General features: G+C 70.6%; 18 protein-coding genes and 2 pseudogenes. 14 read left to right on the plus strand and 6 right to left on the minus strand.

The window, feature by feature from the left end; all coding sequences use genetic code 11:
• Positions 1-92: 92 nt before the first annotated feature.
• The 6 genes and pseudogenes from infB to ACWCQS_RS43760 all read left to right on the plus strand — a co-directional run.
• Positions 93-2240 (plus strand): annotated as a pseudogene (infB, locus tag ACWCQS_RS43735) (translation initiation factor IF-2); the annotation flags it as partial.
• Positions 2241-2429: 189 nt separating this feature from the next.
• Entirely contained in the window at positions 2430-2723 is a 294-nt protein-coding gene (locus ACWCQS_RS43740; RefSeq protein WP_365718710.1) for a DUF503 domain-containing protein, read from the plus strand.
• A gap of 51 nt (positions 2724-2774) precedes the next feature.
• Entirely contained in the window at positions 2775-3227 is a 453-nt protein-coding gene (rbfA, locus tag ACWCQS_RS43745) for a 30S ribosome-binding factor RbfA (RefSeq protein WP_388627812.1), read from the plus strand.
• A complete protein-coding gene (gene truB, locus ACWCQS_RS43750; RefSeq protein WP_451009688.1) occupies positions 3224-4129 on the plus strand; it encodes a tRNA pseudouridine(55) synthase TruB in 906 nt (301 codons plus the stop codon). Before rbfA ends, truB begins: the two co-directional genes overlap by 4 nt.
• Before the next feature lie 269 nt (positions 4130-4398).
• Positions 4399-8094, plus strand: coding sequence for a trypsin-like peptidase domain-containing protein (locus tag ACWCQS_RS43755; RefSeq protein WP_451009689.1), 3696 nt, complete (start codon positions 4399-4401; stop codon positions 8092-8094).
• 140 nt (positions 8095-8234) lie between these two features.
• Positions 8235-9170 (plus strand): annotated as a pseudogene (locus ACWCQS_RS43760) (bifunctional riboflavin kinase/FAD synthetase); the annotation flags it as partial.
• An 85-nt stretch (positions 9171-9255) separates the two neighbouring features.
• Here ACWCQS_RS43760 and ACWCQS_RS43765 read toward each other — a convergent pair.
• The 3 genes from ACWCQS_RS43765 to eccE all read right to left on the minus strand — a co-directional run bounded on the left by ACWCQS_RS43765 (position 9256) and on the right by eccE (position 14651).
• The gene (locus ACWCQS_RS43765) at positions 9256-12243 is read right to left on the minus strand and encodes an SCO5717 family growth-regulating ATPase (RefSeq protein ID WP_451009690.1); all 2988 of its coding nucleotides are present in this window, start codon (positions 12241-12243) and stop codon (positions 9256-9258) included.
• A gap of 282 nt (positions 12244-12525) precedes the next feature.
• A complete protein-coding gene (locus ACWCQS_RS43770; RefSeq protein ID WP_451009691.1) occupies positions 12526-13290 on the minus strand; it encodes a hypothetical protein in 765 nt (254 codons plus the stop codon).
• Positions 13290-14651: a type VII secretion protein EccE gene (eccE, locus tag ACWCQS_RS43775; protein WP_451009692.1), complete on the minus strand. Its 1362-nt coding sequence runs from the start codon at positions 14649-14651 to the stop codon at positions 13290-13292. The genes ACWCQS_RS43770 and eccE overlap by 1 nt, the downstream gene beginning before the upstream one ends.
• Before the next feature lie 207 nt (positions 14652-14858).
• Between eccE and eccB the strand changes: the two genes are divergently transcribed.
• Positions 14859-16379: a type VII secretion protein EccB gene (gene eccB / locus ACWCQS_RS43780; protein WP_451009693.1), complete on the plus strand. Its 1521-nt coding sequence runs from the start codon at positions 14859-14861 to the stop codon at positions 16377-16379.
• Positions 16380-16404: 25 nt separating this feature from the next.
• The gene (gene mycP / locus ACWCQS_RS43785; protein ID WP_451009694.1) at positions 16405-17685 is read left to right on the plus strand and encodes a type VII secretion-associated serine protease mycosin; all 1281 of its coding nucleotides are present in this window, start codon (positions 16405-16407) and stop codon (positions 17683-17685) included.
• A 69-nt stretch (positions 17686-17754) separates the two neighbouring features.
• Here the strand turns inward: mycP and ACWCQS_RS43790 are convergent, their stop codons facing one another.
• A complete protein-coding gene (locus ACWCQS_RS43790; RefSeq protein WP_451009695.1) occupies positions 17755-18267 on the minus strand; it encodes a hypothetical protein in 513 nt (170 codons plus the stop codon).
• Between the two features lie 28 nt (positions 18268-18295).
• The gene (locus tag ACWCQS_RS43795) at positions 18296-18634 is read right to left on the minus strand and encodes a DUF4333 domain-containing protein (protein WP_451009696.1); all 339 of its coding nucleotides are present in this window, start codon (positions 18632-18634) and stop codon (positions 18296-18298) included.
• 359 nt (positions 18635-18993) lie between these two features.
• Between ACWCQS_RS43795 and ACWCQS_RS43800 the strand changes: the two genes are divergently transcribed.
• The 3 genes from ACWCQS_RS43800 to ACWCQS_RS43810 are packed head-to-tail and all read left to right on the plus strand — an operon-like array spanning position 18994 to position 21165.
• On the plus strand, positions 18994-19299 hold the full coding sequence (locus ACWCQS_RS43800; protein ID WP_451009697.1) for a hypothetical protein: 306 nt from the start codon (positions 18994-18996) through the stop codon (positions 19297-19299).
• Positions 19300-19318: 19 nt separating this feature from the next.
• Positions 19319-20617 carry a putative T7SS-secreted protein gene (locus ACWCQS_RS43805; RefSeq protein ID WP_451009698.1) on the plus strand — a complete coding sequence of 433 codons (1299 nt, stop codon included), beginning with the start codon at positions 19319-19321 and terminating at the stop codon, positions 20615-20617.
• 35 nt (positions 20618-20652) lie between these two features.
• Complete coding sequence (locus ACWCQS_RS43810) at positions 20653-21165, plus strand: hypothetical protein (RefSeq protein ID WP_451009699.1); 513 nt, start codon at positions 20653-20655, stop codon at positions 21163-21165.
• Positions 21166-21231: 66 nt separating this feature from the next.
• Here ACWCQS_RS43810 and ACWCQS_RS43815 read toward each other — a convergent pair whose 3' ends face one another.
• Positions 21232-21951: a hypothetical protein gene (locus tag ACWCQS_RS43815; RefSeq protein WP_451009700.1), complete on the minus strand. Its 720-nt coding sequence runs from the start codon at positions 21949-21951 to the stop codon at positions 21232-21234.
• Positions 21952-22359: 408 nt separating this feature from the next.
• Here ACWCQS_RS43815 and ACWCQS_RS43820 point away from each other — a divergent pair, with 408 nt between their 5' ends.
• From ACWCQS_RS43820 to ACWCQS_RS43830, 3 genes are all read left to right on the plus strand, one after another.
• Positions 22360-22779 (plus strand): hypothetical protein, encoded by a 420-nt coding sequence (locus tag ACWCQS_RS43820; protein WP_451009701.1) that lies wholly within the window; start codon positions 22360-22362, stop codon positions 22777-22779.
• A gap of 2 nt (positions 22780-22781) precedes the next feature.
• On the plus strand, positions 22782-24581 hold the full coding sequence (locus ACWCQS_RS43825; RefSeq protein ID WP_451009702.1) for a hypothetical protein: 1800 nt from the start codon (positions 22782-22784) through the stop codon (positions 24579-24581).
• 99 nt (positions 24582-24680) lie between these two features.
• Positions 24681-25913, plus strand: a complete 1233-nt coding sequence (locus ACWCQS_RS43830) for a S8 family serine peptidase (RefSeq protein ID WP_451009703.1) — start codon at positions 24681-24683, stop codon at positions 25911-25913.
• Positions 25914-25954: the final 41 nt, after the last annotated feature.

The raw sequence follows: 25954 nt of genomic DNA on the forward strand, positions 1-25954 counted from the left end.
GGCACGGCTGGCATGAGTCTTCCGGTCGTTTGAGCAAAGAGCCGGGGGCACTCCCTTTGGGGGTGCCCCCGGCATGTGTTTTCTAGCGAGCAGGTCCGGCCGGTGCCGGTCGTCCCGGCGGCGGCGGCGGTCGTCCCGGCGGCGGTTTCGCCGGTCGTCCTGGTGGTGGCGGCGGCGCCCGTCCGGGCGGTGGCGGCGGTTTCGCCGGTCGTCCCGGCGGCGGTGGCGGCGGCTTCGGCGGCGGCCCCGGCGGTGGCGGCGGTGGCCGTCCCGGCTTCGGCGGCCGTCCCGGCGGTCCCGGTGGCCGCGGTGGCACGCAGGGCGCCTTCGGCCGTCCCGGCGGTCCCGCGCGTCGTGGCCGCAAGTCGAAGCGGCAGAGGCGCCAGGAGTACGAGGCCATGCAGGCCCCGAGCGTCGGCGGCGTGATGCTGCCGCGCGGCAACGGCGAGACCATCCGTCTCTCCCGCGGCGCGTCGCTCACCGACTTCGCGGAGAAGATCAACGCCAACCCGGCGTCGCTCGTCGCGGTCATGATGAACCTCGGCGAGATGGTCACCGCGACGCAGTCCGTCTCCGACGAGACGCTGCAGCTCCTCGCCGACGAGATGAACTACGCGGTTCAGATCGTCAGCCCGGAGGAGGAGGACCGCGAGCTGCTCGAGTCCTTCGACATCGAGTTCGGCGAGGACGAGGGCGACGAGGAGGACCTGGTGGTCCGTCCGCCGGTCGTCACCGTCATGGGTCACGTCGACCACGGTAAGACCCGGCTGCTGGACGCGATCCGCAAGACGAACGTCATCGCGGGCGAGGCCGGCGGCATCACCCAGCACATCGGTGCCTACCAGGTCGCGACCGAGGTCAACGACGAAGAGCGCAAGATCACCTTCATCGACACCCCGGGTCACGAGGCGTTCACCGCCATGCGTGCCCGTGGTGCGAAGTCGACCGACATCGCGATCCTGGTCGTCGCGGCCAACGACGGCGTCATGCCGCAGACGGTCGAGGCGCTCAACCACGCCAAGGCGGCCGACGTGCCGATCGTGGTCGCGGTCAACAAGATCGACGTCGAGGGTGCCGACCCGACCAAGGTGCGCGGTCAGCTGACCGAGTACGGCCTGGTGGCCGAGGAGTACGGCGGCGACACCATGTTCGTCGACATCTCCGCCAAGCAGGGTCTGCACATCGACTCGCTGCTGGAGGCCGTGATCCTCACGGCCGACGCCTCGCTCGACCTGCGGGCCAACCCGGCCCAGGACGCGCAGGGCATCTCGATCGAGTCCCGCCTCGACCGCGGCCGTGGTGCCGTGGCGACGGTCCTCGTCCAGCGAGGCACGCTGCGGGTCGGCGACACGATGGTCGTGGGCGACGCCTACGGCCGGGTCCGCGCCATGCTCGACGACAACGGCAACAACGTCGCCGAGGCCGGCCCGTCGACGCCGGTCCAGGTCCTGGGCCTGACCAACGTCCCGGGTGCGGGTGACAACTTCCTGGTGGTCGACGAGGACCGTACGGCCCGTCAGATCGCCGAGAAGCGCGCCGCCCGTGAGCGCAACGCAGCCTTCGCCAAGCGCACGCGCCGCGTGTCCCTGGAGGACCTGGACAAGGTGCTCAAGGCCGGCGAGGTCCAGCAGCTGAACCTGATCATCAAGGGTGACGCTTCTGGTTCCGTCGAGGCCCTGGAGTCCTCCCTGCTCCAGCTGGACGTCGGCGAAGAGGTCGACATCCGCGTCCTGCACCGCGGCGTCGGTGCGGTCACGGAGTCCGACATCGACCTGGCGATGGGCTCCGACGCCATCGTGATCGGCTTCAACGTCCGCGCGGCCGGCCGCGCGGCGCAGATGGCCGAGCGCGAGGGTGTGGACGTCCGGTACTACTCGGTCATCTACCAGGCGATCGAGGAGATCGAGGCGGCCCTCAAGGGCATGCTCAAGCCGGAGTTCGAAGAGGTCGAGCTGGGTACGGCGGAGATCCGCGAGGTCTTCAAGTCGTCCAAGCTGGGCAACATCGCCGGTGTCCTCATCCGCTCGGGCGAGGTGCGCCGCAACACCAAGGCCCGCCTCATCCGAGACGGCAAGGTGGTCGCGGAGAACCTCAACATCGAGGGTCTGCGTCGCTTCAAGGACGACGTCACCGAGATCCGCGAAGGCTTCGAGGGTGGTATCAACCTCGGAAACTTCAACGACATCAAGGTCGACGACGTCATCGCGACGTACGAGATGCGGGAGAAGCCGCGGGCGTAACGGCCCACGGATTCTGAAGCTGGCCGGCGGGACCACGGTCCTGCCGGCCAGCTTGCCGTTGCGGGAGCTGTTGCGGGGGCCATGGAAACCCCGTCGAGTGACCGCGCGGGTTCGCGTAACCTTTTGGTGTCCCCGGCCCACACGGGCCCGGGGCCATCGATCCCGTACCGGCGGGTGAACCGGTTACACATGTACGTGGGGACTCTGTCCTTCGACCTCCTCCTCGGCGACGTCCACTCGCTGAAGGAGAAGCGCTCCGTCGTCCGCCCGATCGTCGCCGAGCTCCAGCGGAAGTACGCGGTGAGCGCGGCCGAGGTGGACCACGTGGACCTCCATCGGCGAGCGGTCATCGGCCTCGCCATGGTCTCCGGCGACGCGGCGCACCTCACCGACGTACTGGACCGGTGCGAACGGCTGGTCGCCGGCCGCCCCGAGGTCGAGCTGCTGTCCGTGCGACGGCGCTTCCACGGCGAGGACGACTGACGACCAGACCCAACACCAGAGCAAGCAGAAGAAAGAACGGGAGACGGACCAGTGGCCGACAACGCGCGGGCGAAAAGGCTGGCGGACCTCATCCGGGAGGTGGTGGCCCAGAAACTGCAGCGCGGGATCAAGGACCCGCGGCTCGGCTCGCACGTCACCATCACGGACACCCGGGTCACGGGTGACCTGCGGGAGGCGACCGTCTTCTACACGGTCTACGGCGACGACGAGGAGCGGAAGGCCGCGGCCGCGGGCCTGGAGAGCGCCAAGGGCATCCTGCGCTCCGAGGTGGGCCGCGCGGCCGGTGTGAAGTTCACGCCGACCCTGACCTTCGTCGCGGACGCCCTTCCGGACACCGCCCGGACCATCGAGGACCTCCTCGACAAGGCACGGCAGTCCGACGAGAAGGTCCGCGAGGCCTCCGCGGGCGCCAGCTACGCGGGCGGCGCGGACCCGTACAAGAAGCCGGCGGACGACGAGACGGACGGCGACGCCGCGGAATGACCCAGAAGCACACCACGCCCGACGGCCTCGTCATCGTCGACAAGCCGTCGGGCTTCACTTCGCACGACGTGGTCGCCAAGATGCGCGGCATCGCACGCACCCGCCGCGTCGGCCACGCCGGCACCCTCGACCCGATGGCGACCGGCGTCCTGGTCCTCGGTGTCGAGCGCGCCACCAAGCTCCTTGGGCACCTCGCCCTCACGGAGAAGGAGTACCTGGGCACCGTCCGCCTGGGCCAGAACACGATCACCGACGACGCCGAGGGTGAGGTCACCTCGTCCACCGACGCCTCGAAGGTGACCCGGGACGCCATCGACGCCGGCATCGCCAAGCTGACCGGCGACATCATGCAGGTGCCGTCCAAGGTCAGCGCCATCAAGATCGACGGCGTGCGGTCGTACAAGCGGGCCCGCGAGGGCGAGGACTTCGAGATCCCGGCCCGTCCGGTGACCGTCTCCTCCTTCACGGTGTACGACGTCCGGGACGCCGTCGCCGCCGACGGCACCCAGGTCCTCGACCTGGTCGTCTCCGTCGTCTGCTCCTCCGGCACCTACATCCGCGCCCTCGCCCGTGACCTGGGCGCCGACCTCGGCGTCGGCGGCCACCTCACCGCGCTGCGCCGGACGCGCGTCGGACCGTACAAGATCGATACGGCGAAGACGCTGGACCAGCTCCAGCAGGAGCTGACCGTGATGCCGATCGCGGACGCCGCCGCGGCCGCGTTCCCGCGCTGGGAGGTGGACGCCCGGCGCGCCCGGCTGCTGCTGAACGGCGTCCGGCTGGAGATGCCCGACGAGTACGCGGGCGCCGGTCCCGTCGCCGTCTTCGACCCCGAGGGCCGCTTCCTCGCGCTGGTCGAACAGCACAAGGGCAAGGCCAAGAGCGTGGCCGTCTTCGGCTGACACATCCGCCGAGACACCCGCCGTGGGCGCTGCCCGTGGAGCGGCGGCCGGCCACGGGGTGGGCCCCTGCCGCCGCTCCACGATCCCCCCTCGGTTCCCCCACCTCTAGGGTTATCCATCGGCTCCCGCCTATTCACCCGACCGGGCAGGCGCTCGGAGTGAACCGGGGGAGCGGAAGGGGGCGCGTTCGCCACTCGATCTGTCCCGCCGATCATCGCGCGCCTACCGTCGTCAACAGGGCACATGGGCAAGGGCGGGGAGGTACGGCCATGGCGGGACGGGGCCCGCACACCGGAAGCGGTCGCCGGGCAGCGGCGGACCGTACGCGGGAGACGGCGGACGGCTTCCGGCGGGGGCACCGGAACCGTACGGACGGCATGGGCGCCGCCGGCGCCACCGGATACACCACCGGTACCACAGGTATCGGCGGCCCCACGGGCCTCTCGGACCCCGCAGCAGGCCTCTCGAACCCCTCGGTCATCCCAGGCCCGCACCACGACGGCCCCGGCCTTGACCCGGCCCTCGTCCAGATCCGCGACCTCGCCGGGCGACCCCGGGGCGTCGGCTTCCTCGCCGATCACCAGGGCACCCTGCTCACCAGCCACGAGGCGGTCGACGGCCTGCCCCGGCTCGTGCTGCAGATCGCCGGCGGCGACCGCACCTGTGTCGTCGCCGCCGACGCCGTCACCCCGCTGCCCGAGCGCGGTCTGGCCGTGGTCCGCACCGAGGGCCTGGGGCTCGACCCACTGCCGCTGTCCGTGCGGGAGCGGATCGACGCCGGAACCTATGTACGGATCCCCGCGGGCTGCTGGCGGGAGGCACGGGTGCTGGCCGCCACCGAGGTGACGTACACCGCCACCGACCGCTTCCACCTCCTCCCGGACGCGCTGGAGCTGGCGATCGGCACCGCAGGACGGGACGCGCTGCGGCTGGGCGGCGGGGCGGCCGGGGGACCGGTGCTCGACGCGGAGACCGGCGCGGTGATCGGCGTCCTCGGCACCGCCCTGCACTGCGCGCAGCGTGACACGGGCTTCGCGGTGCCGCTCCGGCCGGCCGATGGCCCCCTCGGCGAGCTGCTCGCCCGCAACGCGGCCACCGTGCCCGTCTACGGCCCCGACCTCAACCCGGCCGGCATGCTGCAGCTGACCGCCACCTCGGTCGGCCAGGACGGCCCGCAGGGCTTTCTCGCCGGCGTCGTGGAGCCGGTCGAACGCCACGGTGTCGCCCGGGAGTTGGTCGCCTTCACGGCCGGCGACCGGGCCGTGCTCGGGCTCGTCGGCGCCCCCGGCAGCGGCCGTACGACGGCACTCGCGGCCCTCGCCGCCCGCCGGGCCGGCGAGCGGCCCGCCCCGACGCTCTGGCTGCGCGGCGCCGACCTGGAGGATGCCGACGACTCCGTGGCCGACGCGGCCCGCCGCACCCTGGAACGGGCCGCCAGGATCGTCGCCGCCGCCCGCTCCGTCCAGCCGGAATCCCTCGGGGACGTCAGCCCCGAACACCTGGCCCACCTCGCCGCCCGGGCCGGCGGCCCGCTCCTGCTCCTGCTGGACGGCCCCGAGGAGATGCCCCCCGTGCTCGCCCACCGCCTTCCTGACTGGACCAGGGGAACGGCCGCGTGGCTGCGCCGGACCGGGGCACGACTGGTGGTGGCCTGCCGGGAGGAGTACTGGGAGCGAGCGGGGGCGGAATTCCCCGCCGACCTGCTGCACGCTCCGGCGGCTCCGGCTGCTCCGGCAGCCGCGGCGGCTCCGACGGCATCGGCGGCTCCGGAGGCTCCGGCGGCTCCCTCCACCCTCCTCCCGCCTTGCCTCCGCCTCCCCGACCTCACACCGGACGAGGCCCGGCTGGCCCGGGGCCGGTATGCCGTCCCCGACGGTGCCCTCTCCGACCGCGACGCCCGGCATCCGCTCACCCTCCGGCTGCTGTCCGAGGTGCGGGCCGCCGCTCCGGACGTCCAGACCGGCGCCGGACCCGTCGACCGGCACGAGGTGTTCGCCGCCCACCTGGATCTGATGTGCCTGCGGATCGCGGTCCGGCTCGCCGCGGAGAGCGGCCTGCGCGGCACCGCCGTACGCCGGCTCGCCGCTCGCGTGGCCGGGCAGGTGCACGAGGCCGCCCGGCGGAGCCTCGGCGCGGGGCAGGGCGAGCTGGACCGGGCGTCGTTCGAGGCGGTGTTCCCCTGGGGGCCCGCCCCGGCCCGGCTCGGCGGCGGCACCGGCTGGGCGTCCGCCGTACTGACCGAGGGTCTGCTCGTCCCGGCCGGCCGGGGCTACCGCTTCGCGCACGAGGAGCTGGCCGACTGGATCCAGGGCATGCATCTCGACCTCGACGAGGCCCTGCGCGCCCTGGTCCACCGCCCCCGTACCGACCGGGAAACCGCACCCGTGCCGGTGCCACACCATCGCGTCGGCCCCGTCGTCCAGGCCCTGCTGCTCCTCGCCCGGCACCACGGCGACCGCCAACTCGCGGCCCGGCTACGGGACTTGACGGACGCCCTGGACCGCGACACCGGCTCCTGGTGGGCTGCCCGGCTGCTCGCCCGCACCCTGCTGCAGATCCCGGACGCGACGCCGTACACCGACGTGCTGCGGCTGCTCGCCGACCGGATCGTCGCCTGGCGCCGCGCTCAGCGGCCCGTGCCCGCCGAGTTCGGCCCCGGCTTCTGGACCGAGCTGCCGGTCCACGACACCGAGCGGCTCGATCTGCTGCGCCGGCTCGTACTGGCCGACCCGGCGCCCCCGGAGACCGGCGAGCGCTACCTGGACGCCGTCGCCCGGCTGCTCGCGGCCGCGCCCACCGTCGTACAGCCGCAGCTGACCCGCTGGTTCGACGACGAACGGCCGCTGCCCGCGACCCCGCACGCCACGGTCGCGACCGCCGCGCAGGCGCTGCTGCACACCCACCGGCACGGCGCGCTGGACGAGCTCATCGAGAACCTGGTGGCCAGTGCGCACCGGCGCGCCGACGAACTGCTCGCGACCCTCGCCGAGGACGAGCCGTCGGCGATCTGCCGGGCGGTCGACCGCTGGGCGCACGACGAGCGCCCCGCCCGCCGGGCCGCGGCCGTGGCCCACGGCCTGCGCGCGGCGCCGCACGCCCATGCGGAGGCCGACCGCGAGCTGCTGCGCTACGCCGCCCTCGCCCTGCTCGCCCGCCCCGCCGACCGCGCCCTGCACGGCGGCGCCCTCGCCCTGCTGGTCCGCGACCCGCACACCCGCGACCGGCACCTCGCCGCGGCCCTGCGGCACTTTGCCGACGGCGACCCGCAGCTCCCGCCGAGCGCCCTGGTCCCCGCCCTGGCCGGCCACCCGGAACCGGTCCTGGAGGCCTTCCGCGCCCGGCTGCGCGGCCCGCACGCGGGGGAGGCGCTGCGCACCCTCGCCGAGGCCACCACCCCGGCCCTGGCCCGCCGCATCGCGCCCCTGCTCCAGGAGGCGGTACGGCATCACCCCCAGGCCGCCGGCCACCTCGCCGCCCATGTCGACCGCCGCCTCGCCGAGGGCGCCACCGCCCGCGCCGTTCTGCTGCCCCTGGTCACCGGCCTGCTCGACGACGCCCCCGAACAGCTCCGTGCCGCCCTCGCCACCGTCCTCGCCGCCGCCGGTACCCCCGCCTCCCGTCCGCTGCGCCGCGAGCTCCTGGAGTTGCTGCTCGCCCGGGAACAGGAGCCGTCCGTGCTGGACGCCGTCCTGCACGCGGCCGCCGAGCACGGTGACGACTACGGTGACGGCCGGGAGGAGGAGGTTCGCGGGCTCGTCCACCGCACCGGTCTGCTCCTCGTCCGCACCCCCGAGGGCGCCACCCGATTCGACCGCGGCCTGGTCGACCTGGGCCGGCACGTGCCCGGCTTCGCCGTGCGGATGGCCGGCTGGCTCGCCGCCACCCCGGACGAATGGGCCGCCGTCGTGGGACCCAGCACCCGCCGCATGCTGGAGAACCTCGCCGGCGTCCGCGTACCGGCGTGAGCGGCCACAGGGCGTCGCCGGGAACGTGCGCCCGGTCACAGCCCCGATACCGATGAGGGTCCGGGGCACCCGGCATGGCACCCTTAGACCTGCGCAAGTCTTAGGCGTCGATATGGACACGGGTTCGAGGAGCGGTCACAGTGCAGCGCTGGCGTGGCTTGGAGGACATCCCCCAGGACTGGGGGCGCAGCGTCGTCACCATCGGTTCCTACGACGGCGTCCACCGCGGCCACCAGCTGATCATCAAGCACGCCGTCGACCGCGCCCGCGAGCTGGGCGTCCCGGCCGTCGTGGTCACCTTCGACCCGCACCCGAGCGAGGTCGTCCGCCCCGGCAGCCACCCGCCGCTGCTCGCCCCGCACCACCGCCGCGCCGAGCTGATGGCGGACCTGGGCGTGGACGCGGTCCTCATCCTCCCCTTCACCACCGAGTTCTCGAAGCTCTCGCCCGCGGATTTCGTGGTGAAGGTCCTGGTGGACAAGCTGCACGCGAAGGCGGTCGTGGAGGGCCCGAACTTCCGCTTCGGCCACAAGGCCGCCGGCAACGTCGAGTTCCTCGCCGAGCAGGGCAAGACCTACGACTTCGAGGTCGAGGTCGTCGACCTGTACGTCACCGGCGAGGCGGGCGGCGGCCTGCCGTTCTCCTCGACCCTGACCCGCCGCCTGGTCGCCGAGGGCGACGTGGAGGGCGCCCGCGAGATCCTGGGCCGCCCCCACCGCGTGGAGGGCGTGGTCGTCCGCGGTGCCCAGCGCGGCCGCGACATGGGCTTCCCGACGGCCAACGTCGAGACGCTCCCGCACACCGCGATCCCCGCCGACGGCGTGTACGCCGGCTATCTGCACGTCGAGGGCGAGGCCATGCCGGCCGCGATCTCCGTCGGCACGAACCCGCAGTTCGACGGCACCGAGCGCACGGTGGAGGCGTACGCCATCGACCGCGTCGGCCTCGACCTGTACGGCCTGCACGTCGCCGTCGACTTCCTCGCCTACGTGCGCGGCCAGGCGAAGTTCGACTCGCTGGAGGCCCTGCTGGAGAATACCGCCGCGTATTTTACGGGGGCCCGGGAGATCGTGGCGGGGTTGGTCTCGCCCTTGGGCGGGATAAACCCCACGAGCGGGGGGCCGGTGCTCACCCCCCCGCCCCCCCTCTCGTTCACCGCTGCTACTGCTGCGGGGGCGGGCCCTGCGGCGGCTGCTGCTGCGGGTAGCCGGGCTGCGGCGGCTGCGGGTAGCCGTACGGCTGGCCGGGCTGCTGCGGCGGGTACGGCTGCTGACCCGGCGCGGCCTGCGGGTACGGCGGCTGACCCGGCGCGGCCTGCGGGTAGGGCTGCTGGCCGGGGGCGGCCTGGGGGTACGGCTGCTGGCCCGGTGCCTGCGGGTACGGCTGGCCCTGCTGGGGCGGATAGGGCTGGCCCGGCATCGGCTGGCCCGGCATCGGCGGGGCGGCCACCGGCGGCGGGTTGCCGTCGCTGGTCCACAGGCCGTGCGCCTGCTGGTGCCGTACGAAGTCCTCGGCCACCAGCGCGGCGAGGTTGAAGTACGCCTCGCGCGTCTTCGGCCGCATCATGTCGAGGTCGACCTCGGCACCGGCGGCCAGATGCTCGTCGAAGGGCACGACCACGACCGCGCGCGTGCGCGTCTCGAAGTGCGCCACGATGTCCTCGACCTTGATCATCTTGCCGGTCTCCCGGACACCGGAGATCACCGTGAGCGAGCGGGAGACCAGGTCGGCGTAGCCGTGCGCGCCAAGCCAGTCCAGCGTCGTACTGGCGCTGCTCGCGCCGTCCACGGACGGCGTGGAGATGATGATCAGCTGGTCGGCGAGGTCGAGCACCCCGCGCATGGCGCTGTACAGCAGACCCGTGCCCGAGTCGGTCAGGATGATCGGGTACTGCCGGCCGAGGACGTCGATCGCGCGCCGGTAGTCCTCGTCGTTGAACGTGGTCGAGACGGCCGGGTCCACGTCGTTGGCGATGATCTCCAGACCGGAGGACGCCTGCGAGGTGAACCGCCGGATGTCCATGTAGGAGTTGAGGTACGGGATCGCCTGCACGAGGTCACGGATCGTCGCACCCGTCTCCCGGCGCACGCGCCGCCCGAGCGTACCGGCGTCCGGGTTCGCGTCGATCGCGAGGATCTTGTCCTGCCGCTCGGTGGCGAGAGTGGAGCCCAGCGCGGTGGTCGTGGTCGTCTTGCCGACGCCGCCCTTGAGGCTGATGACCGCGATCCGGTAGCAGGACAGCACCGGCGTGCGGATCAGCTCCAGCTTGCGCTGCCGCTCGGCCTCCTCCTTCTTGCCGCCGAGCTTGAACCGGCCGCCCGCCGCCGCGGGCCGTCCGCTCTTCGCCTTCTGCCTCTTGTTGTTCAGCAGCCGGTCCGAGGACAGCTCCACGGCGGCCGTGTAACCGAGCGGCGCGGCACCGGGGTTGGTCGGCTGGCGCTGGTCGTGCTGGACGGGCTGCGGCCACGCGGCACCGGACCGCGGATCGACCGGCGCCTGCGGGGGCTGCGGTGCGGGTGCCTGCGGGGCATGCGGTGCGGGTGTCTGCGGGGCCCCGGCCGCCGGCGCGCCGTCCGGACCCTGCGGGTTCTGCGGCGGCTGCGGGAAGCCGTAACCGCCGGGCTGGGGCTGGGGCTGGGGGGCGGGGGTGCTGGGTTGGGGGAAGCCGTAACCGCCTGCCGTGTTGGGGTCGTTGGGGTTCGGCTGCGGCGCGGGCGGTTGCGGGAAGCCGTAACCACCCGGCTGGGGCTGGGGGGTGGGGGCGCTGGGTTGGGGGAAGCCGTAACCGCCTGCCGCGTTGGGGTGGTTGGGGCTCGGCTGCGGCGCGGGGGGCTGCGGGAAGCCGTAACCACCCGCCGCGGCGGGGCCCGTCGGGTTCGGCTGACCGGGCTGTGGTGCGGCGGGCACGCCGGGCTGGTTCGCCTCGTTCCCCTGGTTGGGCTGGTGCCAGGCGGCGGGCGCGGGCTGCGGAGCCTGCGGCTGGAACGGCGGCTGCTGGCCGGGCATCGGGCCGGGCTGCTGCTGCGCGGGCCACTGGGCGGCCGGAGCGGGCGCCGCGGGTTGGTAGGACGGCGGCAGTGGGGGCACCCCGCTCTGCGGCGCGGGCGGCGGCGTCCAGCCGGGCTGGGCGTCCTGGGCGGGAGCGGGCGGTATGGCGGCCTGGGGCGCGCCGGTCTGCGGCGAGCCGTCCGGCTGGGCGCCGCTCTCCGGTACGCCGGGCTGGGGCGCGGCGTCCTGCGGCACGGCGGCGTCCACGGACGCGGAGGCGTCGGCCTCGGCGTCGTCGGACTTGGCGTCGGCATCGTCGACGGATGCGTGCCGGGCACCGTCGGTGTCCCCGGCTCCGGCCTCGGCACCGGCGTCGCCCTCGGTCGTGTCCTCGACCTCGGCCTTGCTCTCGCCTTCGCCCTCGTCCTCATCGGTGTCGGCATCGGAGACAGCCGCGTCCGCCCCGGACCCGGCCTCCGCGGAGACCACCTCCGCGGGCTCCGTACCCGACCGCTCCTCGGCACCCTCGGCGTCCTCGGCCGAGCCCTCCGGCGCGGATGCTTCGACCGCGTCGCTCTCGGCACCGGCGCAGCCCGTGTCCGTACCCTCCGTCGCGCCCTCGTCGCCCGCGCCGTCCCGCATCGCGGCCGCACGCTCGGCGATCTCGGCCATCTCGCGCTTCAGGGCCACGGCGGAGAACCGCATGGTGGCCCCGCTCTCCAGGTCCCCGTTGCTCGTCTCCGGCTCGACCGCGGGCACCGGCGGCTCAGGCTGAGCCTGCTGAGCCGGCTGCGCGGCCTGCGGCTGCTGCGCCTCGTAACCCTCCGGCAACCGCGGCATCGGGACAGGAGTTCCGACGGGCGGCGCCGGCGGCGCGGGCGGTATGGGCGCGGCGTAGGGAGCGCCCTGGGCCTGCGGGGGCGGTGGCGGCGCGTACGAAGTCCCCTGGGGCGGCGTGAACGGAGCGCCCTGCGGGGGCGGCGGGGGGACCGGAGCCGTCGCGGGCGCACCGGACGAACCCTGCGCGTTCTGCGTGTACCAGGCGGGCGGCGCATAGTCGATGGTGAACTCGCCCGTCATCTCGATGGCGGACTCCGCGTCGGTCTGATCGTCGTCGGGTGTGTCCCAGCCCCCGCGGATCCCGTCCCGATCGCTGTTCACAGTTCCTCCTGGTGTGGTCGAACACCCTCATGCCGTGCTTGGGGGCGACCGTTCCTGTCGTACGATTCGCCGGGCTTCCCCCTTGGGTCGACGGACCCCTGCGTCGCAGCGCGCGCACCGCCCGACCCCAGCCTAATCACCAAAGCGACGCAACTGGCAGGTCCGGCTGCCCCTTCCTGCCCGTCCGACGCGTCACACCGGGCCCGAGACGGCCACGGCGCATGCGGACGTACACCAAACCGTGACAACAGCGCTCGTGAAAAACCAGGCAAGTTGGACGTGTCAGTCCATCCGGCGCGCCACGCCCAGCAGTCCCGTCTCGGCGTCGGTCGCCCGGGTCACCACGTACTGCCGGTCCCGCTCGGTGCACCAGAGGGTCACCCCGTCCGGAAGTGTGGGCAGCGTGTCGAGTTCGGGGCGCGGGAGCCCCATCACCCGCCCGATCTCCACCGCTTCGTCCGGCGACACCCGCTGCACGCCCACCAGGCGCGCCTGACGCATCAACCGCGGCGCGACCGGGCTCAGATACGGCAGCAGCGTCAGCACCGACTGCCAGGGAGCCGACACCACGCGTCCGCGCGGCGGCCGCATGCCGCAGTCCCGCACCACCAGCACGGGCGTGCCGGCCGAGGCGCCCTGCGGGGGCACCCGGCCGACGTCGTACACCGCGAGGCCGTTCTGCCCGCCGCCCATCGCGTGCACCATGGGCATCCAGGCCTGCGCGCGCCCCGTCTCGACGGCCACGCGCGCCCCCGTCGCCGCCGCCCGCAGCGCCATGACCTGCGCGGTCCACAGGCCGCCGATGAGCACGATGTCGTACGGCGTGGGGCGGTTCACGCCGAGCACGGCGGGCTGGCCCTCGGCGTTGACGCCGACCACCACGCCGTCGTCGCCGATGGGCAACGACAGCGCGTCGGCCTGCTCCACGGGCAGCACGTGCCGCGGGTGGCGTGGGCCGAGGAGGCCGAAGCCGGTGCGCAGCCGTTCGCCGAGGCCGGGCGTCGGCGAGGCCGTGCGCGACGGCGTGGGAGAGGTGGACAGGGCCATCAGCGGGCACCTCCGAGCGGCAGAGTGGCCAGAACGCCGGGGAGTTGTTCACGGTCCAGGCGGGCGAGTCCGGTCCGCGTCTGCCGAGCCGCCTGCTCCAGACTGCGCCGGGCGTCGGTCAGTTCCTGGTTGTTGCGGCCGGTGATGCGGACATGGCCGGTGAGAGCCACATCCTGCTGCGCGCCCTTGGCCAGGGTCAGGCTGAAGGTCGTCGCCAGGGCGGGCACCTCCGTCAGCTGCGCGACCAACTGCGCCAGCGAGCCGCCGGATCCGCCCAGTTGGGGCCAGCGGCGCACCCAGTAGGTGGTGTGCCGGCGGTTGTCGCAGCGCCAGCTGCGGCTGGACTCCTCGGTGCGGCGCTGCGGCGCCTCGCCGCGCCCGGCCTGCGCCGTCACCATGGGGTTGGCGCACGCGGACGTCGCGATGGCGGCCGTCAGCTCCTCCTCGGTGAGCACGCTCGCCCGGAAGCCGGCACCGGTCAGCCGGCTCGACAGATGCTCGGCCGAGCGGGTCAGGCACTTCTGGGCGCCCTGCAGCCCGCCGCCGCGCGCGGCCACCGCCTCCGGGCACAGCTCGGGATCCAGCTTCAGCGCGATCCAGGTGATGCGGACCGCGGGGGAGCCGGTCTGGGCCTGCAGCGGGGCGTAGTTGCTGACGACCACCGACTGCTGGGGCAGGTGCAGTGCGGGCGCGGGCTGGGTGTGCACGACGATCTGCGCCGACTCCAGCCGGATTCCGTCGACTTCGAGGGCGTCCCGTACCAGGCCCACCGGCAGCGGTCTGCGGCCGCGCTCCGCACGCAGCGCGCCGGCGTCCGACTCCACCTGGAGGACCGCGGTCAGGAAGCCGCCGTCGCCGACCATGCCGATCGGCCGCTGGTCGCGGTCGTCGCCGCGGCTGTAGCTGTAGGTGCGCAGGGTCGGGTCGCACTCCACGGCCGGCGCGAGTCCGGCGTCGGTGCCCGCCGGCACCGGTGTCCCCGCCGCCCGCCGATTGCGGGCCCGCAGCGCCAGGAGGGTGCTGAGCCATTCCGGCAGGGAGCGTCCCCGGCGGCGTACGACCGCGAGCACCACGAACAGCACGGCCACCGGGGCGACGGCGATCAGCGCGACCGTCCCGACGAGCCACCCGCACAGCACGAGCGCGCCCGCGATCTCCAGCAGCACCAGCCGCTGCAGCACGAGCGAACCGCCACGGCCCGAGCGGGACTCCAGATGCGGCGCGAAGGAACCCTGGTAAACGGTCGGTGCCTGCTGGGTGGTGGGCTGAGAGGCGGACGAACCGCGGGCACCCGACCGGCGTGTGCGACCAGGTCGTGATCCCGATTGCGATCGCGACCGGGTCCGCGTTGCGGAAGCCATCACTCCAAAACCCCCGAACTCACCCGGAAACCCTTTGAGCTCCGGTCCCTTCAAGCCGTGAGCACCCTACCCGTGCCACAACCACACCCACGCAACAGGCATAGTAGGGGGCGGGTCTGACAGTCGAGGCACCAGAGGCAACCGAGGGCGGGGGACGGATCTTCACAGGTCCCCCACGGCTCCGCAACGGGGAGAGAGCGGACACAGATGGCATCACGGCGGGACGAACTCAACGCCTACACCTTCGCGAAGCGCCGCACGCTCGCAGCATTCCTTCAGCCTTCGCCCTCCGGCTCGGAGGAGGGCGCCCCCAAGCCGCTGGGCGCACTGGTGCCCGGTCTCGTCGTCGGCGCCGTGGTCCTCGCGGTGTTCGGCGGGATCGGCATGTTCAGTCCGACGGCGCCCAAGGGCTGGGACGACCCGGGGAAACACGTCATCGTCGCCAGCGAGTCGACGACGCGGTACGTCGTCCTGAAGACGGGCAGGCAGGTGCAGTTGCACCCGGTCCTCAACATGGCCTCCGCCAAGCTGCTGCTGAGCCCCGAGAACGACAGCGTCATCACCGTCGACGAGAAGGTCCTGGACAGCGGCAAGCCCCCGCACGGCGTCACCATCGGCATCCCCTACGCCCCCGACCGCCTTCCCTCCGCGGGCGAGGCCTCGGCCGCCAAGCGCTGGGCGGTCTGCGAACGGCCCGGCGCCGGCGGCCGGGCCATCCAGAAGTCGGCCTTCGTCCTCGCGAAGAAGGAATGGCCCAAGACGGAGGGACCCGACCGGCTCACCGGCGGCGACCTGATGTACGTCGTCGCCCCGGACGGCAAGACCCAGTACGTCGTCGACGCACAGGGCACGGCGTACCCGATCGGGAAACCGGACGACAAGGAACTGCTCAAGGCCCTCGACACCCAGGGCCGCGCCCCGCAGCGCGTCTCCCAGGAGTGGCTCGCCACCCTGCACAAGGGCAGCCCGGTCTCGATCCCCCGCATCCAGGGCACTCCCGGCGCGAAGGCCGGTGCCGGGTTGCCGGCGCAGTACGACAAGGTCGGCGAGGTCATCAAGGCGTACGACGGCCATATGCTCCGGTACTACGTCGTGCTGCAGGGCAAGGTGGCCCGCATCTCCGAGTTCACCGCCACGCTCCTGCTCAACAGCGGACAGCTCGTCGACGTCGGCCAGGCCGGTGAGGCGCAGCAGGTCGCCCCGGGGGCGATCGCCGACAGCAGCACGTTCGAGGGCGACAAGAACTGGCCGGCGTACAAGCCGAGGACGGTGAACGACGGCTCCAGCGCCACCAGCGGCCGCAACACGGTCTGCAACGTCCTGCGCTCGGTCGGCGCCCAGGGCAGCACCACCCTGTCGACCTGGGCGGGCGATGACTTCCCCGCCCAGCTGCCCACCGGCTCCTCCAGCGGCTACGTCACCCCGGGCTCCGGCCAGCTCTACCGCCAGTTCCAGGGCACGGAGACCTCGGTCGGCGGCGTCTTCCTGGTGACCGACACCGGACTGCGCTACGCCCTGCAGTCCAACAGCGACAGCGACAGCAACAACGAGGGCATCGGCACCTCCGCCAAGCAGCGCAAGGAGGAACTGCAGGAGGCGAGGATCGCCCAGACCCATCTCGGCTACGAGAAGGTGTCTCCCACCCCCGTCCCCATGGAGTGGTCGACGTTCCTGCCGACGGGCCCGCGCCTGTCGGAGGCGGCGGCGCGGCAGCCGCAGGGCTCCTAGCGGCGGGGTGGAGGAGAACGGAATCATGCTGAAGGCAAGGACGCCGGTGACCAGGACCTCGGGCACCGCGGCCAGAACGGCGGCCCTGGCCGCCGCGCTGGCCCTCACCGCCACGACCACGGTGCTCGCCCTTCCCGCCGCCCCGGCCCTGGCGGACGACGGCCAGTGCACGTTCCCGTCGAAGCCCTACACGGGCCGGCCGTGGGCGCTGCAGCGCGTCAACCTGGACGAGCTGTGGGCGCTGTCGACCGGCAAGGGCGTCCGGGTGGCCGTGATCGACACCGGGGTGGACGTCAAGAACCGGCAGCTCACCAAGGCCGTGGACGCCGCCAAGGGCAAGAACCTGCTGCCGCCCACGAACTCCAAGGGCGAGAAGATCGACCGCGGCAACAGCTCCGGCACCACGGACACGGTCGGCCACGGCACCCGCGTGGCGGGCATCATCGCGGCCCGCCCGCTGAAGGGAACGGGCTTCGTCGGCCTGGCCCCGGACGCGACGATCATCCCGATCAAGCAGAACGACGCCGAAGGCGACGGCACGGCGGACACACTGGCCCATGCGGTGACCTACGCGGTGCAGGCCGGCGCCGGCGTCATCAACATCTCCCAGGACACGGCCAACGCGCTCGACCCGCAGGACTCGAAGCTGAAGGACGCCATCGACTACGCCCTGCGGCAGAAGGTCGTGGTGGTGGCCTCGGCCGGCAACGACGGTCTCGGCGGCAACGTCAAGGTGACGTACCCGGCGTCGTACCCGGGCGTCCTGGCGGTGGCGGCGTCGGACCGCAACAACGAACGGGCGCCCTTTTCACAGTCGGGCTATTTCGTGGGAGTCGCCGCTCCCGGTGTCGACATGATCTCCACCGTCCCGGGCGGCGGCCACTGCTCGGACAACGGCACGAGTTTCTCGGCCCCCTATGTGGCGGGCGTGGCAGCCCTGTTGAAGGCGAAGTACCCCAACTGGACGGCCCAGGAGGTTGTCGCCCAGATCGAACAGACCGCGGAACGCTCGATCCCGGGGCACGACCGGCTCGTGGGCTGGGGCGTGGTGGACCCGGTGAAGGCCCTGTCGGACGTGGATCCGGAGCACCCCGTCCAGTCCCCGCAACCCGAGGGCGGCGTGTCCAAGGCGGAGGCCCCGGACGTCACGCCCCTGCACTTCGGCGAGACGGCGGAGCAGCGCGACAGCCGCATGGCCACCTACGTGATCGTGGGCGCCCTGGTCCTGGTGGCGGGCCTGAGCGGTACGGCGGTGGCGGTACGGGACGCGCGGCGCAGGCGCGGCAGGCTGCAGACGGGGCGCTGAACGCCCTGGCCTGTTCCGGTCCGCCGTGCTGCCGGCCATGGGGTGCGGGCGAAGACGGACCGGCTGACGTCACAGCTTGCCGAAGACCACTCCTCGCCAGGTCCAGCCGGACTTGAGGACGGTGTCGCGGAGAGGGGCGCGGAGCTGGGAGCTGTCGAAGCGGAAGGTCTCGGTCACTTCCAGCCGACCGTTCTCTCCCCGCCTGATGGTCCCCGAGCGGCTGACGGTCCGGCTGGGCCCGCGCGTGTATGCGGACGTCACCTCGAGCCTCGTCGGGTGCCCGACGCGCTTGACCTCCCACTGCTCCTCGAGAGCACGCACCTCGTGCCCCTTGTGGTCGAGCCGCATCCGGATCCGCACCGCATGACTCGTCTGGGACTGGACGAAGACGTGCTGCCAGGCGGGCTCCGTCAACCGCCACTCCGCCAGCAGGTCACACCCCTCACCGCCGCCGTAGCGGATGACGTACGGCACATCGGGCTGACTGAGTCCGAGGAGCGCCGCCCGCAGCTCCTCGCCCGGGAGGGGTGTAACCCCCTCCGGGGGGTGCTGGGTGCCGGTGAGCTTGTCGAAGAGGCCCATGGGGTCAACCCTACGAAGGACGCCGCGGTCAGTTCGGGGCCGGGGAGGCTTTGTCGTCGGCCTCGATGCCGAAGTTGACCTGGGTTCCCTTGACGGAGGTGACGGTGATGGTCACGCCCAGCGTGCTGCCGTCATCCGCGGTCAGCTTGCAGCGGGTGCTGCTCCCTACCTTTCCGGTGAGGTCCTCGGGGCAGGTGATGTGCGGCTTGGGCCGGCCCGACTGCTCGGCGAGCCGCTCGGAAACCGTGGTGGCCAGCTTGCCGGCGGACACCTTCGGCTCGGACTTCCCGACGCTCACGGAAGCCGAGCAGCCGGCGAGAAGCGTGCCGGCGGCCACGGCCGAGAGAATCGAAACAGCTGTGCTCATCCGGGCTTGGGACATTGTGACACCCCGCGTTGACTGGTGATGAAAAGAAGGCCTGGAGAGCATACTTGGCGAGGCCCTGTGGTCATACCGAAGTCGCATCAGGGTATTTGCGGTCACCAACCGATGCTTCAGGTTTCCTTCACTTTCTTCCCAGTCAATCCTCGCTGCCCCGAAACCCACCCGACTGGTCAACGAGATCCATGGTTTCACTCAAGAGGGTGAATTCGGCGTTGGTCGGGGACGGTAACTGCGCCGAATCTCCCACCATCGCATGATGATGTTGCTGCTAGCGTGAACGGGCGGCGGCCGTCAAGGCGCCAATGAGCAGGCTGAGTTGAAGGAAAAGGGGACGGGGCCTCGTGTCGGCTGAACTTGGTGTGGGGCCAGGGGTCCTCAAGAAAGGCGCATCGGCCATTCTGGAATGCCTTACACCGGTCCAGAAGGTGGATCTGAAGGATCCTGCCGAGCAAGGGTCGTCTTTCGGGGACGATTCGGCGACTGCCGCGCTGGTCACTTTCTGCGGCACTTGGCAGTTGGGAGCACAGTTTCTCGCGGATTCCGCGGCAACCCTGGCGGGCGGTCTTAACAAGGCCAACAGCAACTACGCGGAGACGGACGAGGCGATCCGTGACGCTGTGAAATCGGTCAAGTCGGATTTGAGGTAAGGGTGGGGAATTCGCAGCCATGGCAAGCGAGCTGGGGTCCACGAGCGACCCAAAGGACCTTATTCCGGGCGACCCTGGAAAGCTGCATGATCTCGCCACCACGCTCAACGGCTGGTCCAAGAAGTTCGAGAAGATCGGTGACAGCCTGCGCGACCTGAAAATCCCGGGCTGGACCGGTCAGGCCAGCGACGCGTTCTGGCCCACCTTGGGCAAGGAGAAGACCAACTGGTACCTCGCGGCCGACGCGATGTCGGGCGCGGCCAAGCAGATCTCCTCGTACTCCTCGACCCTGGGATGGGCTCAGGGGCAGGCCTCCGCGGCGATCAAGCAGTGGAGTTCCGGGGATCACGCCGCGGCGGAGACGACGCTGAAGGCGGCGCAGAAGCAGCTCAAGCCTGAGGTTGAGGCGCTGACGAAGAAGCTGGATGACCTGGCGGGAGGTACCGCCCATAGTCCTGCCTGGCTCAAGGAAGCCAGACAACAGGTCGACGACTGGAAGTGGCTCCAGGATCATTCTGTCGGCAGGACCAGTCAGAACCGGTGGAATTGGGAGACGGAGCACTGGGCGCCCAAGGGTGACGGTGAGCACCGCACCGAGAAAGTCTGGGGCAAGGACGAGAACGGCAACTGGTTTGTCCGGGACAAGCCTGCGGATACAGGGGAGGACGGGGAAGAAAGGGCCACGCCCGGCAAGAAGACCAACACGAACATCAAGCTTGCCGAGTGGTCGGGTGGGGCCAACGCATGGTCTACAGGGGACGATTGGGAAACCTCATTCCTGGGTGACGGCAAGATCAAGGGTTCAATGGGCTTTGCCGCTCTCGGGGTGGACGGGAGCGCAGGCGCGAGCGTCACCAACGGTCGGCTGCAGGCTGGCGTTTCGGCTAGTGCCTATCTGGCCCAGGTGTCCTCGAGTGGCAATGCGGAGTACGGAATGGCCGCGGTCCAGGGCGAGGCGAAGGCGTACGCGGGAGCCGATGCCTCAGCGACCGTCGGCGTCGGCAAGGACGGCCTGCACGCCGGCGCTGAGGCGTTCGCCGGAGCCAAGGCCACAGGGTCGCTCTCCGCCGATGTCGGCGGTGTCGGTGCCGGTGCGAGCGGCGAGGCCTGGGCGGGGGTTGGTGCCTCCGCCGATGCCGACCTGGGCATGAAGGACGGCAAGTTCACCATTGGTGGCGAGCTAGGAGTCGGTCTCGGTGTGGGCGGCAAGCTCTCTTGCGACGTCACCGTCGATCCCCACAAGATGGTCGATTCGGTCGGTGATGCAGCCGACTGGGTGGGCGACACCTGGGACGACAGCGTCGGCAGTTGGCTCTAGTCCCAACCGAAGCTCATCAAGGAAGTGGATTCACCATGACGACCGCGCTGCCGGTCAAGATCTCCTTCTCACTGCCGGACGGTTGGCAGGCGGCGCCGCCGGACGAGGTGGGGGCACCCGGCGTCGCCTTCGTCGCACTCCACCCCGCCTCCATCGATGACTTCACGGCGAACATCACCATCGCCGGGCGGATGCGCAACGACAGCGCCACGATGTGGAAGATCGCCGAAGAGTCGGTACGGCGGCTGGAGCAGGGCGGCACCGTGGAGGTCGTCAAGAAGGCGGAAATCGGCACGCCGGACATTCCGGGCCTCACGGACTCCCCTGGTGTGGTTCAGAAGCTTCGCCTTCACACCACCTTGCAGGGAGAGCCGCTGGAACTGCTACAGACCCAGGTGTACCTCGGCATGGAGGACGTAAGGAATCCGGCGCAGCGTGCCGTCCTCGCATTCGTGCTGACCGCGAAGCCGACCCAACTCGACGCGGTGCTCGATGACTTCAAGACCTTCCTGCGGACGGTACGCCCGGCCGAGGAAGACCCTGGTTGAACGTGAAGGTGCCGTGCCCCTCGCCCCAACGATTCTATGACCTCGGGCCAGAGGCACTCCGATTGCTCAGACGGCAGTCCTCCACGCCTGTTTCGGAATCCGGTCCAGGACATCGCACAGGTAGTTGAGCTTCTCGTCGACGGTCTGCGGAGACAAGGTGCCCCTATACCACGTGAACAGTTCGCTGTTGCGCAGTTGGAGCGGGGAATTCTTGGTCCTGGTGCCCGCCAGCAGGTAGGGCACCACCGTGTCGCACAGGGCGTTGCGGACGAATTCCTCGTCCTCCGTGATGATCCGGAAGTCCTGATCGAACTCCGGTACCCCAAGCTTCATCTTGTGCCGGCGGTCGAACAGGGTGTCCAGCACGTTCGGACGCAGTATCTGCAGGAACGGCCCCGGACCGGGAGTCGTGACGACGAAGACGGACTCGATGGTTGGCTGCTTGCGTTCTCCGGTGTCGGCGCCCGATGGCACACTCATGTACCGGTACTCGAAGTACGTGAACTGGCGACCTCGGAACTCTCCCGTGGTGTAGTGCCAGGCACGCAGATTGCTCCCACGGACAGGAAACGGACGCAGGCCGCAGTGCTGGTCGATACGTCCCTGCGTACGTGTCTCGTACGTCCAGCCGCGCTCCAGAGCGATCCGGGCGAGCTGTGCGTAGTCCTCCTTGATTTGCGCATCCCTCTTGCGTCCGTGCGCGGAAACCGCGAACACGAGGGTGAACACGCCCACGATGACGGCGAACAGCAACGCCAGCACCAGAATCCCAGCCCATTGCGACATGGCCCCAGGGTATGGCGGACGCGGATGGCGCCGGGAACGGATCAATCCGGTTGATGCTTGTGTAGAAGTTCGATGAAGATCGCAAACGATGCGGTGTTGGCGCAGCCGGCCGCGGCCAAGATGGAGTGGCACCCCCTCTGGCGTCGCTGGCCAGGAGCTGGCGAACCCCTCTCCTCGGCTGGGCAAAACGGGCAAAGCGCGGCATCGGGTCCGCCACCGTAACTCAGTTAACACACAGGCCGGTTGGACCCGTTGTACGGGATGACTACAGTGGTAAAGGCGTTGTGAGGCGCGGCTCGCTTTGCGATCGTACGGCGAGCGGTTGGTCGGTCTCGATCCGGTCGCGACCGATGGATGTACGGGGAAACGGGGAGGAGCGTCGTGCTTCCGGCAGACATGGTGGGGGGCGTGTCGGCGACCAGGGCGGCGAACCTGGAAGCCAGCGGTGAGGCGCTGGATGTGTTCGTGAAGCGGGTGGACAACGTCCTGAAGACACTTGAGGGGTCCGCGGGCAACCCGGCGAAGGTCGAGGCGCAGAAGATCAGGCAGACGTCTCTCACCTCGGGCGGGGCCGACATCTTCCCTGAGGCGCACGGCCTGTACTACCAGTACACGCGGGTCCACGGCGAGCTGACGAAGCTGTCCAGGGATCTGCATCTGCAGATCGAGGCGATCGGTATCGCGGTGCAGGGGGCGCGCGTTGGCTTCGACAACCTCGAAGAGGAACAGCGTCAGCGGTTCTGGGCGATCCAGCAGCACATCCAGGGCACGCAGGACACCAATGACGGCAAGCAGCGCACCGGCACCGGCACAAAGATGAAGGCGTGACGATGACCGACAAGCATGATGCCGATCTGCAGCGAGTCGGCGATCAGAACAAAGCCACTGACTGGGTTCGGGGCTACGAGAGCAGCCCACACAGCGGGTTGCTTCTCGGTTGGGTTGACACAGCAATCAGGGCCACGCCTGTCGGGGCAGGGGTCGCCGCTCGGACAGACTTCGGCCACCTCGACCTCCCTCTCAACAAGATGATCGACCTGGTTGAGCAGACCGACTCTGAGGACCTCGAGTCCTCCGGCAAGGCGTTGTGGGACGCGCGCGACGCCATCAAGGCGGCAGCAGATGAGCTCGACGGTCACATCCAGAAGGTCCATTGGGTCGGAAAGTCGGGTGACTCTTTCCGTGAATGGGGTGGCAAGCTCGTCACACATACTCATTATTTGAGTGAGTTCGCCGGAGCTGCGGGTGACCAGATCACGGCCGCCGCCGTCGGTCTTGCCGCCGTTCGTGGTGCCATGCCGCCTCGTGACACGGAGGCGAACCGGACGCGGCCCGACAAGTTCACGGCGGCCGAGAAGGCGGCGGACAAAGAGGGGTACGCCACTGCCGTAAAGGTGGAGAAGGACCGTCAAGAGGCGATCAACCAGATGAACCGGTTGGCGTCGTACTACGCGGTGTCCGAAGAGGTGCTGTCGCTCCTTCCTGAGAAGGACAAGACTCCGTCGTTCACGTCGATGCCCGACGTGGGTGTTCCACAGCCCTCGAAGAGGTATGGCGTTGACCAGCCGGTCTCGTCTGTGGGGTCAGGCGCTCACAGAGGCACCGGACCGGTATCCGGTGGCGGTGATCACGCGACGGCGACGGTTCCGAACAGTGACGCTCCCAGGCACGTCACCAGTGACGGCCCGACACCTGCCCAGCACATACCCGACCGGATTCCGTCGCATCCCGACCAGCCTGTGGGCACACACATCGACCACACCGGCACGCTGCCTCCGCCCACGACCAACGCCCCTGGGCCCAGCCATACTCCGCCGGTCACGGGCACTCCTCCCACGACTGGTGGTCAGCCCAATGCGTTCGACGGTGGTGGATACCGGCTTCCGATGCCCAATGCCACCTCGGGCCGCGGTCTGAGCGGCGCCGGCGGGTTCCGTACGCCGTCGTCCGCCCAGGGGCGAACGGGAACGTCCCGTTTGACCAACCCGGGATCCGGGCGTGCCACCGCGAGAGGGCCCGTGGACGAGATGGGCCGCGCGGCGTCGGAGGGCCAGTCAACTGTCAAGGGCACCGCTTCCGGGCCGAGGCCGTCGTCGCCGATGGGCCGAGGGGTCACAGGCGGTACGCCACGGCCCGGAGGTGCCGAGGCAGCACGCACGAGCAGAGGGCCGGCCACCGGCGCCGGACGGTCCAACGGAGTCGTCGGGGGGCGGCCCTCCGCCACGAATCCGTCGTCGAAGAACGGGTCCCGGCTGCCACGAGGCACGGTCATTGGGGGGGAGGAGGAGGCCAACTCCCGGTCCACGACCGGTCGGCTCGGCCAGCGCGGTGTCATCGGAGCGCCCGAGTCCACGGCGCGACCCGGTGCGAGAGCGACCGGCTCCCGACTTGGTGAGGGAACATCCGAGCCCGTCACCGGCAGCCCCACCTCGCGCAACTCCGCGGCAGGTGCTGAGCGCAACGGCATGACCCGTGGTGGTGCCGGTCTCACTCGCGGCGCCGGCCACAACGGAAAGCCCGGCGACGAACGAAAGACGGAGGGATCGCCGCGGCCCGACTACCTCGTCGAGGACGAAGAGACACACCTGCCCGACAAACCCCGGCGTGATGTGCCGCCGGTGGTCAACTGAGCGCGAGCGAGGACAGAAAAGACGATGAAGTCAGGGATCAGCCGACGAGCCGAGCAGGCCACGGTTCTCAGAACACGCCGCGGTAGACGAGTGTGTGCTGTGGCCGCGGCCGTCGGCGCCCTGGCCGCCACGACTGTGGGCCTGGCCCCGAGTGTGTCCGCTGCCGACGCCCAGTCGAAGCAGTGGTACCTGGGGCCAATGCAGGCCGAGAAGATGTGGAAGGCCAGCACGGGGAAAGGCGTGAAAGTCGCTGTCATTGACAGCGGAGTGAACGTGAACACCTCGTCGCTCAAGGGGCAGGTCCTGACAGACGAGGTCCCGGAATCGGTCGACTATCGGACCACCGACGATTACGACGGCCACGGCACAACCATTGCAGAGTTGATCGCCGGGACGGGAGCAGGTGGCGGCCTGAAGGGCCTGGCGCCTGGAGCCAGGATCATCCCGTTCCGGGTCAAGTTCGATGACCTCAAGGGCAGTGCGTCCGAGTTGAAGAAAACGCCTGACCCCACGCAGGCGATCAGGGCTGCGGCCGACACCGACGCAAAGATCATCAACATGTCCTTTGGTGCAGAGGGGCCGAGCTCCGAGGAAAAGGCTGCGGTCGAATACGCTGCCTCGAAGGGGAAGTTGCTGATCGCTGCAGTCGGTAATGACGGTCAGAAATCGGGTGACACGATCGGTTATCCGGCTGCTTTCCCTTATGTAGTCGGCGTAGCGGCAGCGGATAAGTCCCTCACCGTATCGAAGTTCTCCTCCTCTGGAAACTACGTCGATCTCTCGGCCCCAGGCCAGGGATTCCCCGGCTGGTGTGACGCGACCTTCCACTCGTACTGCGACAACATGAACGGCACGAGCTCGGCAGCAGCCATCACCTCGGGAGCTGCCGCCCTGATCTGGTCCGCCCACCCCGACTGGACGGTGAACCAGGTAACCCGCGCCCTGATCGACACGGCCGGTCGCACGTGGCCGAAGAACAACCCGAGCAAGTACGCCGGCTACGGGCTCATTCGTCCTCGTCTGGTTCTCGCGAATCCGAACTACAACCCAGGACCGGCGCACGTCGACCCGCTCGCCAAGGACAATGGTGGCGACCTGCTGGCCAAGTCCGGTTCCCCGGTTGCCGCTTCGTCCTCCTCTGACTCTGCATCAACCCCGTCACAAGCCCCGGAAAAGGGTTCTACCGGTGGAACTTCAGCGGCAGGATCGAGCGCGGAGTCGTCAAGCGGCGGTAGCAGCAACACCACTTGGATCGCACTGGGCGCCGTTGGCGCGGTCGTCGTGATCGGTGGCGGCGCTCTGGCCATCGCGCGGGCACGACGCGCCAGGTGAGTTCCTCGGCATCAACAGCCGTAGCAGCCCTGTGCAGTTCG

The sequence above is a fragment of the Streptomyces sp. NPDC002076 genome, from assembly GCF_053593835.1.

Bases quoted from the DNA above. Each gene is read 5' to 3' on its own strand.
- ACWCQS_RS43740 (WP_365718710.1), top strand. From the start codon at position 2,430: ATGTACGTGGGGACTCTGTCCTTCGACCTCCTCCTCGGCGACGTCCAC.
- truB (WP_451009688.1), top strand. From the start codon at position 3,224: ATGACCCAGAAGCACACCACGCCCGACGGCCTCGTCATCGTCGACAAG.
- ACWCQS_RS43755 (WP_451009689.1), top strand. From the start codon at position 4,399: ATGGCGGGACGGGGCCCGCACACCGGAAGCGGTCGCCGGGCAGCGGCG.
- ACWCQS_RS43770 (WP_451009691.1), bottom strand. From the start codon at position 13,290: ATGGCCCTGTCCACCTCTCCCACGCCGTCGCGCACGGCCTCGCCGACG.
- eccE (WP_451009692.1), bottom strand. From the start codon at position 14,651: ATGGCTTCCGCAACGCGGACCCGGTCGCGATCGCAATCGGGATCACGA.
- eccB (WP_451009693.1), top strand. From the start codon at position 14,859: ATGGCATCACGGCGGGACGAACTCAACGCCTACACCTTCGCGAAGCGC.
- mycP (WP_451009694.1), top strand. From the start codon at position 16,405: ATGCTGAAGGCAAGGACGCCGGTGACCAGGACCTCGGGCACCGCGGCC.
- ACWCQS_RS43790 (WP_451009695.1), bottom strand. From the start codon at position 18,267: ATGGGCCTCTTCGACAAGCTCACCGGCACCCAGCACCCCCCGGAGGGG.
- ACWCQS_RS43795 (WP_451009696.1), bottom strand. From the start codon at position 18,634: ATGAGCACAGCTGTTTCGATTCTCTCGGCCGTGGCCGCCGGCACGCTT.
- ACWCQS_RS43805 (WP_451009698.1), top strand. From the start codon at position 19,319: ATGGCAAGCGAGCTGGGGTCCACGAGCGACCCAAAGGACCTTATTCCG.
- ACWCQS_RS43810 (WP_451009699.1), top strand. From the start codon at position 20,653: ATGACGACCGCGCTGCCGGTCAAGATCTCCTTCTCACTGCCGGACGGT.
- ACWCQS_RS43815 (WP_451009700.1), bottom strand. From the start codon at position 21,951: ATGTCGCAATGGGCTGGGATTCTGGTGCTGGCGTTGCTGTTCGCCGTC.
- ACWCQS_RS43825 (WP_451009702.1), top strand. From the start codon at position 22,782: ATGACCGACAAGCATGATGCCGATCTGCAGCGAGTCGGCGATCAGAAC.